At 49.5% G+C, this 15,046-nt stretch carries 16 protein-coding genes; 10 read left to right on the top strand and 6 right to left on the bottom strand.

Features of this window, described 5'->3' with window-relative positions; translation table 11 throughout:
• Positions 1-161: 161 nt before the first annotated feature.
• A complete protein-coding gene (locus tag LZP69_RS11760) occupies positions 162-998 on the bottom strand; it encodes a MaoC/PaaZ C-terminal domain-containing protein (protein WP_234200844.1) in 837 nt (278 codons plus the stop codon).
• Positions 999-1,205: 207 nt separating this feature from the next.
• Here LZP69_RS11760 and LZP69_RS11755 point away from each other — a divergent pair, with 207 nt between their 5' ends.
• Positions 1,206-1,988 (top strand): methyltransferase, encoded by a 783-nt coding sequence (locus LZP69_RS11755; protein WP_234200787.1) that lies wholly within the window; start codon positions 1,206-1,208, stop codon positions 1,986-1,988.
• A gap of 193 nt (positions 1,989-2,181) precedes the next feature.
• Here the strand turns inward: LZP69_RS11755 and LZP69_RS11750 are convergent, their stop codons facing one another.
• Both LZP69_RS11750 and LZP69_RS11745 read right to left on the bottom strand, forming a co-directional pair.
• Positions 2,182-2,478, bottom strand: a complete 297-nt coding sequence (locus LZP69_RS11750) for a hypothetical protein (protein ID WP_234200786.1) — start codon at positions 2,476-2,478, stop codon at positions 2,182-2,184.
• 148 nt (positions 2,479-2,626) lie between these two features.
• Entirely contained in the window at positions 2,627-3,523 is an 897-nt protein-coding gene (locus tag LZP69_RS11745; protein WP_234200785.1) for a TraB/GumN family protein, read from the bottom strand.
• A 48-nt stretch (positions 3,524-3,571) separates the two neighbouring features.
• On the opposite strand from LZP69_RS11745, the gene LZP69_RS11740 reads away from it, so the two are divergent.
• On the top strand, positions 3,572-3,883 hold the full coding sequence (locus LZP69_RS11740) for a prephenate dehydrogenase (protein ID WP_234200784.1): 312 nt from the start codon (positions 3,572-3,574) through the stop codon (positions 3,881-3,883).
• Between the two features lie 233 nt (positions 3,884-4,116).
• Here the strand turns inward: LZP69_RS11740 and LZP69_RS11735 are convergent, their stop codons facing one another.
• Both LZP69_RS11735 and LZP69_RS11730 read right to left on the bottom strand, forming a co-directional pair.
• Complete coding sequence (locus LZP69_RS11735) at positions 4,117-4,638, bottom strand: DUF3016 domain-containing protein (protein ID WP_234200783.1); 522 nt, start codon at positions 4,636-4,638, stop codon at positions 4,117-4,119.
• A gap of 386 nt (positions 4,639-5,024) precedes the next feature.
• A complete protein-coding gene (locus LZP69_RS11730) occupies positions 5,025-5,534 on the bottom strand; it encodes a DUF4240 domain-containing protein (protein ID WP_234200782.1) in 510 nt (169 codons plus the stop codon).
• Between the two features lie 315 nt (positions 5,535-5,849).
• On the opposite strand from LZP69_RS11730, the gene LZP69_RS11725 reads away from it, so the two are divergent.
• The 7 genes from LZP69_RS11725 to LZP69_RS11695 all read left to right on the top strand — a co-directional run bounded on the left by LZP69_RS11725 (position 5,850) and on the right by LZP69_RS11695 (position 11,455).
• Positions 5,850-6,266 (top strand): hypothetical protein, encoded by a 417-nt coding sequence (locus LZP69_RS11725; RefSeq protein WP_234200781.1) that lies wholly within the window; start codon positions 5,850-5,852, stop codon positions 6,264-6,266.
• A gap of 326 nt (positions 6,267-6,592) precedes the next feature.
• Positions 6,593-6,865 (top strand): HU family DNA-binding protein, encoded by a 273-nt coding sequence (locus tag LZP69_RS11720; RefSeq protein WP_234200780.1) that lies wholly within the window; start codon positions 6,593-6,595, stop codon positions 6,863-6,865.
• Between the two features lie 236 nt (positions 6,866-7,101).
• On the top strand, positions 7,102-7,794 hold the full coding sequence (locus LZP69_RS11715; RefSeq protein ID WP_234200779.1) for a TorF family putative porin: 693 nt from the start codon (positions 7,102-7,104) through the stop codon (positions 7,792-7,794).
• A 274-nt stretch (positions 7,795-8,068) separates the two neighbouring features.
• Positions 8,069-8,239, top strand: a complete 171-nt coding sequence (locus LZP69_RS11710) for a hypothetical protein (RefSeq protein ID WP_234200778.1) — start codon at positions 8,069-8,071, stop codon at positions 8,237-8,239.
• A 158-nt stretch (positions 8,240-8,397) separates the two neighbouring features.
• Complete coding sequence (locus tag LZP69_RS11705; RefSeq protein ID WP_234200777.1) at positions 8,398-9,354, top strand: HlyD family secretion protein; 957 nt, start codon at positions 8,398-8,400, stop codon at positions 9,352-9,354.
• Positions 9,354-10,352: an ABC transporter ATP-binding protein gene (locus tag LZP69_RS11700; protein ID WP_234200776.1), complete on the top strand. Its 999-nt coding sequence runs from the start codon at positions 9,354-9,356 to the stop codon at positions 10,350-10,352. The genes LZP69_RS11705 and LZP69_RS11700 overlap by 1 nt, the downstream gene beginning before the upstream one ends.
• The gene (locus tag LZP69_RS11695) at positions 10,349-11,455 is read left to right on the top strand and encodes an ABC transporter permease (protein ID WP_442800680.1); all 1,107 of its coding nucleotides are present in this window, start codon (positions 10,349-10,351) and stop codon (positions 11,453-11,455) included. The genes LZP69_RS11700 and LZP69_RS11695 overlap by 4 nt, the downstream gene beginning before the upstream one ends.
• Before the next feature lie 55 nt (positions 11,456-11,510).
• On the opposite strand, the gene LZP69_RS11690 is transcribed toward LZP69_RS11695, so the two are convergent.
• Positions 11,511-12,884, bottom strand: a complete 1,374-nt coding sequence (locus LZP69_RS11690) for an alanine/glycine:cation symporter family protein (protein ID WP_234200775.1) — start codon at positions 12,882-12,884, stop codon at positions 11,511-11,513.
• Between the two features lie 226 nt (positions 12,885-13,110).
• Between LZP69_RS11690 and LZP69_RS11685 the strand changes: the two genes are divergently transcribed.
• Positions 13,111-15,030 carry an NAD(P)-binding protein gene (locus LZP69_RS11685; protein ID WP_234200774.1) on the top strand — a complete coding sequence of 640 codons (1,920 nt, stop codon included), beginning with the start codon at positions 13,111-13,113 and terminating at the stop codon, positions 15,028-15,030.
• Positions 15,031-15,046 lie beyond the last annotated feature (16 nt).

Raw genomic sequence — 15,046 nt, 5'->3', positions numbered from 1 at the left:
TCAGGTGTACGCTAATAGTAAGTTAAAAAAGGTGAGCAACAAACCGACTAGATCAAACAAAGTGAGGAATTTAGATTTTTACAGTTAAATGGCTAACGTCATGCCGAACAAACAAAAAAGCCAGCATTTATACTGGCTTTCATCCATTTAAGCGCTATAAATCAATTGTGAAAACGCACGCTACCAGTTAAATGTGGTCGACGCCCCTTACTGTCTCTGAGCTCAAAATCCAGCCCTGAGTCCGCTTCATCGACACCGAAGCTCACCTGAGCAGGCATCAGCAGCGGCAGCTTAAACGCCACCTCTACTGTGCAGGGTTTATCGCCAATCTGCGGCATCAACTGGGCGACACTACGCGCCTTGGACCACATACCGTGGGCCAGCACCCGATCGAAACCAAAACGCTTGGATAAAATAGGATGCAGGTGGATGAGATTGTAATCGCCGGACGCCTTGGCATAGCGGCGACCGAGATCCTCACTCAGCTCCCATAAAACCGGATCCTGCCAATTCATCGTGCTGGCTTTAGGCGGACGTACGCGCCGACCCGTACTTTCGATACGATACAGGTAAGTCGATAGCGACTCCCATACCAGTTCATCGCCCACAAATGCCTTAGACACCAGCTCAAACTCCAGTCCCGAATCTGTCACTGTGCTACTGGTCAATACACACTCGATATCGAAAGTCTCGCTCGCCTTAACCTGATGATACTGACTGATGCTGTTTTTCAGATGGATCATTCCAAGCAAAGGGAAGGTGATCGCATCATGAGTAAAAATCACCGCATGGAGACGAAACGCCATCACATACAGGTAGGTTAATGGCAGTGCCTGTCCTTTGTAGTCGAAACCACACACCTTGGCATACTGGGCCACTTTATCTTCGCTGACACTCACATTGGCACAAGCGACACGAATTTGCGGCAGTGGCTGCTGATCCCAACCGGGTTTACGGCCAAAAAAAATCTTGCGATAAAGCGATAACAGAGAGGGCATCGCCTTCAGTTCAACAGAAATTTCTTTATTCACGCGTCAAAAACCCTTCACTATTTAGCTAATTAACCCACTAACAAGCGGACAAGTATACCCTAAAAATCATAAATGTTACCTAAATCTTACATAGCTAGATGCTAAGTAGCATAGGCTATGGCAGAATAGTCCGTCTATTTTCCCGGCACATTATTCTCTTGATGGGTCACTCAAGTGCAAGATAAAAACTTCGATAAACTCGCCAGTAAGTTTGCTAAAAACATCTATGGAACTCCCAAAGGTGAGATCCGCGCCGCGGTGATCTGGCGCGATCTGACCCAGGCTATTCCTCAGCTTCAGCAAGGCAAACTGCGCATCTTAGATGCGGGGGGCGGCTTTGGTTTTTTCAGCCAGAAGCTAGCAAAACTGGGACATAAGGTGACGCTATGCGATATCTCGGCTCAGATGTTGGAACAGGCTAAGCTGCAAATCGACGAGTATGAAACAGCAAACCAGACAAAACTGGACATAGAGCTGGTACATGCCCCCATCCAGGCGCTGACGAGCGAGCAATATGGCCAGTATGATTTGGTGCTCTGTCACGCGGTTGCCGAATGGCTCAGTAATGCACAGCAGACGCTAAGGGAGCTGACCAAACTGGTTAAACCCGATGGCCTATTTTCACTCATGTTCTATAACAAGGAAGCGATGCGGTTCCACAGCCTAGTTTCAGGCAATTTCGATTATGTCGCCGCCGATTTTAAGGTGAAGAAAAAGGTTGGTCTCACCCCGACCCATCCGCTGCAAATCGAAGATGTGACACACTGGCTCGACAACTGGCAGATGCAGCTGGTGAGCCAATCCGGCGTCAGGGTGATCCACGATTACCTCAAGAGCAGCCAACCGCTAAATTTCGACTTTAATCAGCTACTCGCGATGGAACTGCAATATTCTCAGCATCCCGCCTATATCGGCTTAGGCCGATACGTGCACTTTATCTGCCGCGGGCGAGATTAAGATAAGCTCGCGTGATTCAAGTACAGGCTTACACCAGCAATGATCTGTGCTGTACGGTTATCTGGCTATATGTTTGCGTATTTTTATGACCGCATGCAGTATGACTGTGTTTGCATCAATGGACACATTGACTAACAAAAAGGATGACCTAAGGTCATCCTTTTTGTATCTGGTTTATCCTTGCCGCTCTGTTTTAGTAATGCTTAACATCTGCCGTCTCAGTTGCTCGCTTTAAGTTTGCAATATCTTCTTCAAGCAAATCTATTTTTCCTAATAAGGGACTGATGTAATAGTGATTTATTAAAGTATAAATAAAGAGGCCAAACGCGATAAATTGAGGAAACGTATCCTCAGAAAATAATACTAACAAAACAGCGAACCCTAGCCCCCAGACGGCAAACTTACTGGTATTACGTTTACGAATATGACTCAGTTTTTCATCAATTTCTTCAACTTCAATTTTGTACATAGCCGCTCCATTTTTAGCCAAAATATGTCCTTAATAACTCATAGGCTTGGGTATCACAACCCGCCGCATCTTTTATAACCAATAAAATCAACACAAGTCAAAGTCCTACTTCAGTCATCTTCTTAACATGGTATGTATTCTACTGATTGTGAATCCTCTCATACTCGCCCTAGAGACAATGTTGCTGCCAGCAGTTTTGCACTTTGGCATCGAACAGCTGCTCCATTTTGACTGGGATCCCTTTCTCTCCCACCACATGCCCTGCACCAACGACAATAAACAGTGGTCCCTTGTTTGCTGAAGCCGTCATTATCTCAGCTATCTTCTGACTCATGGTCAGGTTACGCTGCCACAGCATCTTTTCCAGTATCTGTTTGTCTTCATCCTGCTCTATTTTTCCTGTGATGAGGCGCTCAAGTTCCGCTTCATCCCCCGTGCGCCAGGCACTCACTAGGGCAAGCATCTCACTGTCTGGGATTTCGATTGCGTCCAATAGCATGTTCCACTGGATCTGAGGTTCAAATGATGAGAGCAGCTGAAATTGAAATTCTGCACTTTCGAGTTCAATCACAGGCCTGGACGCATTTTTCATGACCAGAGTCTGATCCACACCAAATTCGGGTTGATAACCCAGCAACTTAAATCGCATTAGGCTCAATTGAGTTGCCTGCATCCAATGGGAGTAGCCAGAGAGGGCTTTGCAAATGGCCTTGTTATCATCGCAATACTGCTGCAAACGCTGGGCGCTGGGATTATCGGGATCCTGCTTCATCGAATATGGCGACATGGCATAACGGCGGAGTAAGGATGCCACATCGGCATTTTCAATATCCACCTCAACCACTAGGGCAGTGGCTTTTTCTAAGGCCGATTCGATCTGCTCAGCCATGGGATAAAAATCATCACGGCCGATATGGATGGAGCCGAGCAGATAGGCCTGCTGACCCTGGTAACTTATTTTGTAAAATGGGGGGTGATCGCCTGGGGCTGCATCCGACACGGCAGGGTTTAATAGCGTCCATACACCAAACAGTAGTGGTAAAACCCAATGTCGACTTGTTGCCATCTCGCCAGCCCCTTATAATTCGCCTAAATTTTTTGATGAGAGGCAGTTATGCCACATTCACAACTGACAGAGCAACTGAAGCAGAATCTCCAACTGGCATACCGCCAAGCTATTGATGCCGATGCTAAACTCGATGAGTTAAAAAAAGCGGGGCACGCTAAGTTTAGTACTATATTCACCCAGGATGAAGGCTTTAGCACCCGCAGCAACCGCTTCACCCCCTATGTGCAGGAGCTAGCCGAGGAGATGACACAACTGCCAACCGAGCAGACGGCTCTGGCGCCCACCCTGGAAAAGTTTGTCCGTAAACTTGGGGTGGTGCTGCAAACCCTGCATGCCTTTAAGACTCAAGCAAAATAGGCAAGTGGTTCTTAGCTTGTCTTAGTGCTGTCATCTATTGCCATAAGATCGCTGCCTATTTTCAGCCTGCGACCCAAGATGACAGCCACAAATCAAATTCCACCGCTTTAAAACCCCGTTAGCACCAGACACAGCAAACATGCTGCAGATAATGCTTAGGCTAAAAGCGCACTTAACGCCTTTAGCCTGCAAACTAATAGACTATGTCAATATTATCCAGCCAGTAAGATCGCCTAAAGCTGTGGAGCTACAGTTTTCTTTAGCCAGCCATCCAGCATATTCGTCTCATAGCGAAATGGCTTATCATTCACCACACCTATGGTTTGCATAAATCCCATATCTCTGAGCTTTTCATCGCCGGCGATTATCACCTTACCCTCTTCCAGCACTTGGTAGCTAAAGACGATAAGTGGTGGATAGATATCTTTAACAAGCCGAATATCGTTGGGCGTTGCACCAAATGTGGGACGCACATCGCCGGCCAGATCCACATCTGTCACCACCATCTCTAGGGTTTGGTTAGGCTTTAAGATCTTACTAGCGGATTTGTTGATGTTTTTAGTCAAAGTATCAAAAACTCGCTGCTGATAGCGAGACTGAATATCACTAACAGCCTTCACATCTTGGTAATCATCCACCTTTTTCCAGGTGATTTTAACCACGCCCTCCTGGGTAACAGAGTTCTCATCAGCTGTATTGGCAGCAAGATTCCAAGACGCTAGAGTTGCCAACAGGAGTAATAATTTACGCTTCATTCTTGCCTCCTTCAGGCGGCCAATTTTTCCGCCACTGTATCTATACAAGCTAAGCTGAATCTAAGCTAAATGCCAAGATGTACAATGGATTTAATCTCTATAAATCCATTGGTTACCTTTCACAGTTCAGCCGCAATCCTTATTAGCATTAGTCTTATCCGGATTAGCCTACTCTAGCGGTTATAACTTAGGCTGTTAGCAAAAGACAGATAATTTAAATAACTTTACCTACGCTAGCGCCTTGGCTCAGTTCCTGAAAAAACAAGCAAAAGAAGTGCATTGAACGAAGCGCGAGTGAGAACTGGCCAGCCACCTCAGTAACAAGGGTTGTTACTTTTGCCGCGAAACTTGTCACTTGCCCTGTCGCCTTGCCACCCAACAAATATTTAGAAAGGAAAACGCTCAAACAGCTGAGGATAAGCCAACTTAAGCTGTTTCTTCTTGTGGGAAAATTTCTTACCCTGAGGTGTCGCCTGCCCGGAAGGAACAAAAGGCAGCTCCTCCCCGGTTCGCTGTTCATAAAGCTCACCGGCAATCAGATCGTATTCATCCACAAAGGGATAGGCATAAGCATCCTTCAACGGCCATTGTGTCAGCAAGCCTAAGGCATCCGGATCGACCAATACCTTTTCAAACCATTCCTGCCCTAAAGAGATAAGAAAACAACGAAACTCGGCAAATTCATATTCACTGTCACAGCCAGTGACCAAGTAGGCTGCACCCCACAGAGACCAGAGGTAAGCACGGCGCATCTGCTGAGCAAAAAATTTGTCGAATGCTGCCAACTCCTCATTACTTAATTGATTAAGCTTAAGTCGTAAATTTTCGGTCAGGCTCTGCTGATCTTGCTCCGGCGTGTCTCGAGTCACCAGCTGCCAAAATTCATTTTCTGTCATGTTACGCACTCGGCAAAGACTTGCCTTAATAACTAATGATAAAAGAGTGACCACATACTAACCCAAGTCAGCACATTCCCCTAAGGCTGGACCGACTGATGGAGTAAGGAATAGGCAATATGTTATCAACCCAGGCATACTGCAGATGTGTGTAGATTGTAGACATGCCATCTCGCCAATAAACTACCAGGCTTAAGCAAAAATCATCAGACCTTAACGCTTTTTTGTGTCAGACTTAAGCAATAGTGCAGCGCGCCCCAATCCGGGGACGTTATAGACAGCAGCAGAGCAATAAAAATAAGGGCTCCAGCGACCATGCAGTTTTCGACATCCGATCCCAAACGCCCGCCCATAAGGCTATCTATATTAATTTTCTTATATTTTCTCGGCTCCCTGTTTGCCATCTACCGCATGATATCCACAGCCTCGTTGGATCTGTTTAGCGCCGGAATGCTACCTGTATTAGTGGGCCTGATACTAAGAACCCAATGGGCTGGCGTGGTATTAAAAATCTACCTTGGCATACAAACCCTGGGCTTTACCGCTTTAGGGGTGACGGCTGTGATCGCTTACCAGGTCTCACCCGAGGATGTCAGGCTCAGCCTGTTTGGCCGCGAACTTTCTGTCCCTATTATTGCGCTGGCCGTCTTGTTACTGCTGCTGTTTCAGTGGTGGATTGCCTTTAGTAAGCCAACAAGGGAATACTTGAGCAAGGTGAGAAACTCAGCTTAAAGCGTCATCTTGCCGTAACTTATCTTCTCTATCGTAACTTATCAGAGCTAATCTTTGCCCTAACACACAACCTGCACCAATTAACACTTGTGCAACATCACAATTTTCAAACATAACTTATATGACAATGAGTTAATTAAAACTGACCTAAAAATTCCTTTTCAACACCTTTATATTTAACATTTTTGTAAAATTTTGCTAAAAGCTGCAGATATCGACTTAAAACCACTTTCATTATAGGGATGCTTGTGGCATGTTAAGTTCAGCAATTGCAAGTAATAGTGTGATCGCTGGACTTAAATCTACGGAAAGAAGAGACTATCCAAATGAATAAAACAGAACTTGTTGCAAAAATCGCTGAAAGCGCTGAACTGACCAAAGCAGAAGCTGCCAGAGCATTAAAATCTTTCGAAGAAACGGTAGCGGAAGCAATGAAAAACGGCGAAAAAATCTCTATTGTAGGTTTTGGTTCGTTTGAAACGACTAGCCGCGCCGCTCGTACTGGCCGCAACCCACAGACAGGTAAAGAGATCCAGATCCCAGCAGCGACTGTACCTAAGTTTAAAGCGGGCAAAACCCTTAAAGACAGCGTTAACTAACTAGCGCTTGTATAAGTAAAAACCTCCTTCATGGAGGTTTTTTTATGCACAATTTTTGTGCAATTCTGCCTCATTTTTAACCACACCTCATTCCAACTTGGGTGCATTATTTGTTAAGGCACTGAAAAATAGTAATTAAATAGTTGGCACACTATTAGCTATTTTTTATTCGCAATCCACAATACTAAAAACAATAAAGCGAGTTTGCTCCCATATACCAATTAAAAGGAATGAGTATGAAACAAGCACTTCGGAACTTAAGCATCCTAGCGGGTACTTTGATGATCGCTCTGCCAGCAAGCGCTAGTGTTACCGGCAATGTGGGCGTAACCTCCAACTACTTATGGCGAGGCGTAACTCAGACGGGTAATGAAACGGCGGTTCAAGGAGGTATCGACTATGAACACGACAGCGGCTTTTATCTAGGCACCTGGGCCTCTAACGTCGATTTCGGTGATGCAACCAGCTATGAGCTAGATATCTATGGCGGCTACTCCGGCAGCATAGGGGAAGATTTTGGCTATGATGTCAGTTACCTCTACTACGCCTATCCAGACAGCGATGGCGAAATCGACTTCGGCGAAATCAGTGTTGGGGTCAGCTGGAAATGGTTTAGCCTGAGTTATTCCACCATAGTCAACGCGGGTGATGATGTCGCGTCTGCTCCACTGGATAGCGAAGATATGAGCTATATCAATGGCGGCGTGAGCTTCCCCCTATCAGAAACCCTTTCAGTGTCAGCCCATTACGGCTATTCAACCGGTGATGTGGTAACCGCCTGGTTTAGTGAAGACAGCTATAGCGACTACTCGGTATCGCTCGATAAAGAAACCGACTATGGCAGCTTCTCCTTTATGGTCAGCAATACCGATCTGGATGACGATGACCCTAAGGTCATTCTTAGCTACAGCTATGGCTTCGATATGTGATCTTAATCCCCATGAGTTGCCACACAATCCATGTGGCAACTCAGATTAAATGCTTTTATTTCAATCTAATAATCAAAAACAATCAGCATCCCCTCTACCCCGACGACAAATGTCATTTTGTTAACTCGATCCCATCATCATTTTTACCACCCTGCTATTTTTCTTATTAGTGCTGGCTAATATGACGCTAATCAATTGAAGCAGCGTACATTTATGCCCATTACTGGCACAACAACTTGCTATAGGTTTATTTTCAGAGATTGAGGGGTCCAACATGACTCAAATACTTGATGTTATTCCTAACGATGCCGAGATTGATGCGATCAGCTCGCCAACCAATGTCAAAGCGGCAGATGAACTGCAGCAGAGACGTAAAGTCAAAAAGCGCTTGGATGATCTTCTCGAAGCGGCCGCACTTAGACGTGCCATGGGAGACGACTTCTAAAGGCTCGCCGTCTTAGGAACGAGGGCGTCTCTGGCGCCCTAAGTTGCTCTCGACTCAGCCACATCAAGGCTAAAAATACCCAAGATTAATAGTGGTTTAGCCCATCAATAATTGATGCTAAGCTTAATGAGTCTCAGGCGTTCACAGATGAGGTTCACATGAAGCAACTCAAGATCGATGCACTCTTATTGACCTTCATCACCCTATTAATGACAGGCTGCGAGCCTAGCGATCCCCCTCAGGCCTTAGGCACACTCGAACGAGACAGGGTACTGCTGCGCGCCACGGCGGCCGAACTGATCACTTCCCTGCCCAAAAAAGAGGGCAGCATGGTCGAGCAGGGCGAGCTGCTACTGCAATTAGATCCCCGTAAACAGGCCACCAGAGTCGCCATAGCGAAAGCGGATCTTGAGCAGGCACAAGCCTATCTTCTCAGACTCACCAACGGCGAACGCCCCGAAGATATTGCCAGCGCCCAGGCCAATGTGGCCCGCACCACGGCCGCCATGGTGCAAGCAGAGAAAAGCTATCAGAGAATCAAAAGCCTTAAAAAACAAAATCTTGTCAGCCAGTCCGATCTGGACGATGCCACCGCCAATCGCGATCGCACCCGTGCGGAGCATAAGGCCGCCAATGAGAGCCTGGCCAAGCTGATTGTGGGGGTACGCCAGGAAGATATCACCCAGGCTCAGGCAGCCCTCGATGCCGCCAGGGCAAAACTGGAACTGGAACAGCAGACCTTATCCGATCTCAGCATCACAGCCACCCGCAGCGGACGTCTAGAAAGCCTGCCCTTCAACTTAGGCGAGCGCGTCCCCATCAACGCCGTTGTAGTGGCGATTCAGGCCGACGATGCTCCCTATGCCCGTGTCTATATTCCCGAGGCCAAGGTCGCGCGAGTCGCCATAGGCCAGCAGTTGAATGTCTATATCGACGGGGTCGAGAAGCCACTTAAAGGCAAGCTGCGCTGGCTGAGTAAGGAGCCGGCATTTACTCCCTATTACGCGCTTAATCAGCAGGATAGATCGCGCCTCGTCTATCTGGCCGAGCTCGATCTGGGGCTGGATGCTGCCGCACTGCCAACCGGCATTCCCGCTCAGGTGGAGCTGCCTTAATGAGCCAGCCCATAGACAAAGGCCAATCCAAAGACTCCGGCAGAGCAGAGCTTGTGGTCAATGCCAATAAAATAGGCAAAGTATTTGGCGAACTGCATGCGGTATCGGATCTCAACCTAAAGGTGGAGAGAGGTCATATCTATGGCTTTCTCGGTCCCAATGGCTGCGGTAAATCCACTACCATACGCATGCTCACGGGCTTGTTAATACCGACCCAGGGAGAGATCGAGGTATTGGGATTATCTATCCCTCGCCAGGCCGAGGCGCTCAAGCAGCGCATAGGCTATATGACGCAGAAATTCTCCCTCTATGAGGATCTCACGGTTACTGAAAACCTGTATTTTATCGCAGATATCTACGGCCTGACACCCAATGAGCGCAAGCGCAAAACCGAGCAGTTACTCTCCACTTACCATCTTCACTCCCAACAGAAACAGCTAGCCGGCACCCTAAGCGGTGGCCAGAAACAGCGCCTCGCCTTGGCCTGTGCCTGCATCAACTCACCAGAGCTTTTGTTTCTAGATGAACCCACCTCAGCGGTGGATCCACAAAATCGCCGCGACTTCTGGGAACAACTGTTCGATCTGTCCGAGCAGGGCACCAGCATCTTAGTCACCACCCACTATATGGATGAGGCCGAACGCTGCCACAAGCTGGCAATTATGGAGCAGGGCTATATCCGCGCCGATGGCAGACCCAAACATCTGATGGCGCAGATGGGGGTCAATGTGGTCGAGGTAATCGCGCCGGATCTACGCAGGATCAAGCAACAGTTGCTATCACAGCCGGAAGTGCGTTCGGCCGCGCAGCTGGGGGAACGCCTTAGAGTTCTGATTAAGCAAGAAGTGCAGCACCCCATAGAATGGCTGCAGCAAATTCCTATCGATTTGAGTCAGGCGAGACTCAAGCGAGTCGAGGCCAATATCGAAGATCTGTTTGTCACTGTAACCGGCAAAAATCCCATCAAACTACACAGTGAACAGGATGAGAGAGCATGATGAGAATACTCGCCAGCCTCAGGCGCATCAAGTCGATCACCCTCAAGGAGCTACGTCAGCTAAAACGCGATCGTATCACCTTCGCCATGGTGGTGATGATCCCCCTTATCCAGTTGCTACTGTTTGGTTATGCCATCAACACAGATGTGCGTAACGTGCCGATTGTGGTGGTCGATCAGAGTAACTCGGCCGCCGGACGCTGGATAGTTGAGGCGGTAAAAGTGACTCAAGTGGTATCGATTAAGGAGTATTACACCAATACGCAAGAGGCCCAGGCAGCCATTACCCGTGGCGAAGTAAGGGCCGCGCTTGTACTTCCCCCTAATCTCACCGAGAAACTGGCCAATAACGAGACCATAGGCCAATGGATAGTCGATGGCTCAGATACCATGGTGGCAGGAGCGATCGCCCAACTGAGAAATATGCCGCTGGATCAGCTCACAGGTCTGAACACCAGCCGTCCACCAACCTTCGAAGTGGCGCTGTTTTATAATCCTGAGCAGCGTTCTGCGGTGAATATCGTTCCCGGTTTAATTGCTGTGATCCTCACCATGACCATGATCCTCTTTACCTCAGCCGCCATAGTGCGCGAACGGGAGAAGGGTAACCTAGAACTGCTGATCACCACGCCCATCAAGCCGTTAGAGCTAATGCTAGGTAAAATCCTGCCCTACATAGTGGTTGGGCTGATCCAGATGAGCATAATACTCAGCCTAGGGCATTTCATCTTCGATGTGCCGATAAACGGCGGCGTAGGCCAACTGCTGATGGGCACCCTGCTGTTTATCGCCGCCAGTTTGAGTCTGGGTCTTATCATCTCCACCATAGCGAAAAGTCAGTTGCAGGCGATGCAGATGACCATCTTTATCATCTTACCCACCATCTTACTCTCGGGTTTTATGTTTCCTTTCGAAGCCATGCCACAGCCTGCTCAGTGGATAGCAGAGCTGCTGCCGGCCACTCACTTCATGCGCATTATCCGCGCCATAGTGCTTCGCGGCGGCGAACTGGCGGATATGCGCTTCGATGCCCTCTGGTTGGTTGGCTTTACCGGACTGGGAATACTCGTGGCCTCAGTGCGTTTCACCAAGAGACTCGATTGAGCCTATGTTACACACAAAAAAAGCGCCCAGAGGCGCTTTTTATCTGTCTGAAAGTTTAGGCTTTTGCCTCAGCTTCCTGCTGACGCTTCTTGATAAAATATTCCCGGGTCAACCCAAACACCACTGGGCTTAACAAGGCCAGGGCGATCAGGTTAGGTATTGCCATCATGGCATTGAGGGTATCGGCCAGCAGCCAGATAAAGTCCAGTGAACTGATAGCCCCCAGCGGCACCACTAAGATCCAGATAAAGCGGAACGGCTTAACGGCGCGCACCCCAAACAGGTACTGCACACATTTCTCGCTGTAAACGCTCCAGCCCAGAATCGTGGTGAAGGCAAATATCGACAGCGCCACCGCCACAATATAGTTACCCATAGGTAGGGCGTGGCTGAAGGCGTAGGAGGTTAGCGCCGCACCGTTCTCACCGGATGTCCAGGCGCCGGATACCACAATCGCTAGGCCCGTGATAGAACAAACAATCAGAGTATCGATAAAGGTGCCCAGCATGGCTACCAAGCCCTGAGCCACAGGGTTATTGGTCTGCGCCGCCGCATGGGCAATTGGTGCACTACCCAGACCCGCTTCGTTAGAAAATACACCGCGAGCCACACCGAAGCGGATCGCCGCCCACACAGCCGCACCAGCAAAACCGCCCTGCGCCGCCACAGGATTAAAGGCGCTGTGGAAAATCAGTGCGATCGCCGCTGGGATCTCGGCCGCATTGACCACAAGCACAGCCAGACCGGCCATGATATAGAAGACAGTCATCAGTGGCACTAATTTACCCGCCACATCGGCGATACGCTTAATGCCACCCACCAGCACGGCGCCCACCAGCAGCATCAGTATCAGGCCTGTCACCCAGGCTGGCACACCGAAATTACTGCTCAGCGCATCGGCAACCGAGTTAGCCTGCACTGTATTACCAATGCCGAAACCGGCGAACGAACCAAACAGGGCAAAGGCGGTGCCGAGCCAAGCCCATTTACTACCCAGACCATTCTTGATGTAGTACATGGGGCCACCGATATGGTTGCCGTTGTCGTCCACCTCACGGTATTTCACCGCCAGCACGGCCTCGGAGAACTTGGTCGCCATCCCCACCAGCGCGGTACACCACATCCAGAACAGGGCGCCAGGACCACCAACAAAAATCGCCGTTGCCACACCGGCAATGTTCCCCGTACCTATGGTCGCCGAGAGGGATGTCATCAGGGCATTAAAGGGGCTGATCTCCCCTTTCACCTCTTTATCTTTATCTGGGATGCGTCCGGACCAGAGCAGCCTGAAGCCTGTGCCCAACTTTAAAATGGGCATCAATTTCAAACCAAATGAGAGAAACAGCCCCACCCCTAGGATCATCACCAGCATGGGAGTGCCCCACACAAAGCCGTTGATCGTACTGACAAACTCAGTAATAGCTTCCATGAAAACCTCGTTATTTTTATCTTTATCCGGTGATCTGCGCCACCCCTGTTAATTGCTTCTCAGGGTACAACGAAACCACAGGCAAATGAAAGCCAGTTGTTAATAAACACAACAAAAATGCTACATACCTCAGCCGGACACATTTGGTAAAGATTAACCCCTTGAATCATAAACACGGTTAACACAATAATCGAAGGCAACTCCAAGCAATAACAAGAGTAACCCTATGAAAAACAATAATAAGAAAATCGCCAACCTACTGGGTATGGACAAGGCGATCACCCGTCGTGACTTTGTTAACGGCACGCTTGCCAGCAGCGCACTGCTCTTATCTGGCCTGTCGAGCACCACCCAGGCCGCCGCGCCAACCAATCAGAAGCCGTCGAGCGGTAGCCCAAGCTGGGATCCTTGGACAGGCTTTGGCGGCACGGGCGACTATGCCAAGTCCAACGGCAACACCCATGATGTGGTCACCTCTGCCCACCGCATTCGCGATAATACCTGGTCACAACTGCCCCAGAGTCCGGAAGCCGCCGAGCATTATGATCTGGTGATCGTCGGCGGCGGCCCGGCGGGCATGTTAGCCGCCTATGAGTTTCAAAAACTCACCCAGGGCAAGAAGCGTTGTTTAATGCTGGATAACCATCCCATCTTCGGCGGCGCCTCGAAACAGAATGATTTTGTGGTCGATGGCGTGCAGCTAATCGGCCCCCAGGCCGCTAATGATTTCTCCGTTCCTGCACCGGGCTCAGGCACCCAGATGGATAGGCTGTTTACCGAACTTGAACTGCCACGCCAATATGAGTTTTCTCAGCCGGTCGCCCCCTATCAGGATATTCGTCTCTCCACAGACAACTACACCAACATGGATGGCATAGGCGAAAATCTAGTGGATGTGGCCTACTATTTTGACAATAAACAGGGCGCATCCCGCCCCTATTTCAGCAAGAATATCTGGAGCGACAAGCTACAAAATACTCCCTTTAGTGAACAGGCGAAAAAGGATCTCTTAGCCTGGCGTCAAAACAAGGGCGGCACAGAAAACCTCAGTGACTTCGAGCTGGACAACATGAGCTACAGCCATTTCCTCAGCCAGGTGAAAGGCTATGACGATGCGGTGCAGGATATGTGTCGCCCGCTGGTTGGGCTACTCACGGGCCTGTCCCCCGAAAACGCCTCGGCCAAAGAAGCCAGCCGCTTCGTGATGAACCTTAAAAACGCCATTCCCTCCTTTCCCGGCGGCAACAGCGCCTTCGCCCGCGCCCTGGCGAGAAAAATCAATCCCAAGGCGATTGATGGTGAAGATGCATTCGGCGATATGCTGTTTGGCAAGGTCAATTTCGCTGCCTTAGACAGCCCAGAGCAGGCTACCCGCATGCGCTTGGCTGCGACTGTGGTGAAAGTGGAACACAAAAATCAGGATCACCAGAGCGACAAGGTAGAGATCACCTACGAGAAAGGCGGCAAGCTACATAAATTAACCGCAGGACAAGTGATCATGGCCAGCGGCGGCTGGGTCAATCGCCATATCCTCACCGACATGCCAAAGGTGATTAGCAATGCCTACCAGGAATTTATTCATGCTCCGGCGCTGGTGATCAACGTCGCCCTCAGCAACTGGCAGTTCCTCGCTAAGCTGGGAGTAGGTGCGGTGCGCTGGTTCGATGATGAGAACCAGCTCGGTTTCTGCGGTAACCTGCGCGCCCCGATGCAGGTCGATGGTCATACGCCGCCGATGGATCCCAGTAAGCCTGCGATTTTCACCCTCTATATGGGACTCTATGACAAGAATGAGACGGACGCCAGACGCCAGACCCTGGGCGGCCGTATCCGCATGTTCAGCACTCAGTATGCCGATTATGAGTTGCTGCTGCGCCACCAGATGACCCGCATGTTCGGTAAATACGGTTTCGATGCCAAGCGCGACATTGCCGGTATCGTGCTCAACCGTTGGGGACACGCCCGTTTAGCGCGCCCGGCAGGCTTTATGATGCGCAAGGATGGCTCGCAAAACCCGCTGGATATAGTCAAGCAAGGATATGGCCGCATCATCATAGCCCACTCAGAGCTAAATGGTGCCCAGAATGCCCACGGGGCGTTTGAACATGGCGCGCGCGCGGCTAAACTGGCGGCAGAACGAGTATAGCTCTAAGCGTTTGCAG

Origin of the sequence: Shewanella sp. AS1 (genome assembly GCF_021412565.1) — a bacterium.
Taxonomy (GTDB): Bacteria; Pseudomonadota; Gammaproteobacteria; order Enterobacterales; family Shewanellaceae; genus Shewanella.
Note: the sequence above shows the minus strand (reverse complement) of the source record. Positions and strands in the feature narration are given on the sequence as shown.

Coding starts and splice junctions, on each gene's coding strand:
- LZP69_RS11695 (WP_442800680.1), top strand. CDS start 10,349: ATGATGAGAATACTCGCCAGCCTCAGGCGCATCAAGTCGATCACCCTC.
- LZP69_RS11715 (WP_234200779.1), top strand. CDS start 7,102: ATGAAACAAGCACTTCGGAACTTAAGCATCCTAGCGGGTACTTTGATG.
- LZP69_RS11730 (WP_234200782.1), bottom strand. CDS start 5,534: ATGACAGAAAATGAATTTTGGCAGCTGGTGACTCGAGACACGCCGGAG.
- LZP69_RS11710 (WP_234200778.1), top strand. CDS start 8,069: ATGACTCAAATACTTGATGTTATTCCTAACGATGCCGAGATTGATGCG.
- LZP69_RS11735 (WP_234200783.1), bottom strand. CDS start 4,638: ATGAAGCGTAAATTATTACTCCTGTTGGCAACTCTAGCGTCTTGGAAT.
- LZP69_RS11700 (WP_234200776.1), top strand. CDS start 9,354: ATGAGCCAGCCCATAGACAAAGGCCAATCCAAAGACTCCGGCAGAGCA.
- LZP69_RS11720 (WP_234200780.1), top strand. CDS start 6,593: ATGAATAAAACAGAACTTGTTGCAAAAATCGCTGAAAGCGCTGAACTG.
- LZP69_RS11685 (WP_234200774.1), top strand. CDS start 13,111: ATGAAAAACAATAATAAGAAAATCGCCAACCTACTGGGTATGGACAAG.
- LZP69_RS11705 (WP_234200777.1), top strand. CDS start 8,398: ATGAAGCAACTCAAGATCGATGCACTCTTATTGACCTTCATCACCCTA.
- LZP69_RS11690 (WP_234200775.1), bottom strand. CDS start 12,884: ATGGAAGCTATTACTGAGTTTGTCAGTACGATCAACGGCTTTGTGTGG.
- LZP69_RS11725 (WP_234200781.1), top strand. CDS start 5,850: ATGCAGTTTTCGACATCCGATCCCAAACGCCCGCCCATAAGGCTATCT.
- LZP69_RS11745 (WP_234200785.1), bottom strand. CDS start 3,523: ATGGCAACAAGTCGACATTGGGTTTTACCACTACTGTTTGGTGTATGG.
- LZP69_RS11740 (WP_234200784.1), top strand. CDS start 3,572: ATGCCACATTCACAACTGACAGAGCAACTGAAGCAGAATCTCCAACTG.
- LZP69_RS11760 (WP_234200844.1), bottom strand. CDS start 998: ATGCCCTCTCTGTTATCGCTTTATCGCAAGATTTTTTTTGGCCGTAAA.